The sequence below is a fragment of the Nocardia sp. 852002-20019_SCH5090214 genome (assembly GCF_001665865.1).
In the GTDB taxonomy this organism is placed as follows: domain Bacteria; phylum Actinomycetota; class Actinomycetes; order Mycobacteriales; family Mycobacteriaceae; genus Nocardia; species Nocardia nova.
Genome location: NZ_LZMK01000236.1, coordinates 1 through 860 on the forward strand (window position 1 = coordinate 1; position 860 = coordinate 860).

At 69.9% G+C, this 860-nt stretch carries 1 protein-coding gene; it reads right to left on the minus strand.

Translation table 11 applies throughout. The features are described from left to right. Nucleotides 1-860, minus strand: an 860-nt coding sequence (gene mobF / locus A5780_RS19210) for a MobF family relaxase (protein ID WP_156769558.1), incomplete at both ends; no start/stop codon positions are given.

Here is an 860-nt window from a genome sequence, read left to right on the forward strand (position 1 = left end):
ACGCTGGTCCCGTCCGCGCGGGCCAAAGCCGGTGTGGGGGCGGCAGTGTCGTGGTCGCCGCGGGGAATCGACAACGGCGAGGTGAGCGCGGCCGCCATCACCGCGTTGACGACGGTCTGCCACTGGTCCGGGTCGACACGGCCACGGAGCTGGCGGTAGGTCTCGGCGCGCAGGTGGCGGGCCTGCCAGGTCGCTCGCTGCTCGGAGACGACACCAACCACACGCGCAGCGGTGTCGATGATCTCGGCGTCGGTGACCGTGTTGCGGAGCTGGCGTTGCCGGTCGAGCACGGTGGCGACCATCGCGTCCACGGCCTGGTCCCCGCCCAGGATCTCGGCAGCCTGGGTCCGCCAGTCGCCGCGTTGTTCGGCGCGGGAGCGGGCGTGATGCTTACCGCCACGGGTTGCCAGCGTCGCCTCCTCACCCAGGCGCAGCCGTTCTTTCGCGGTGGGTTCGCGGCCGTGGCGCCGCTGGAACGCGGCGGCCAGGTCGGTGAGTTTGGTGGTGATGGCCTCTGCGCGTGTGGACCAGGCCGCCATCAACTCCGGTGCCACACCGGCGAGTTCGCGGATCGGGCGTTTGTACATGTCCCGGTCCGGGGTCTCGACGAACACCAAACCGAGGGCTTCTTCGAGGTGGTGTTCGAGGCGGGTGTTGTACAACTCGGAGGCGGGCACATTGTGGGCGTAGATCATCCGCCCATCTAGGGACCCCCACTGCCCGTCCTGGATCCGCCTGACTTTGTTGGCGATGACGAGGTGGGTGTGCAGATCGGGGTCGCCGGCGCGGGAATCGCGGTGGGTGAAGGCCGTCCCGACCAGGCCCTCGACGTCGACCTGGCGGACGCTGTGGCGGCCGAC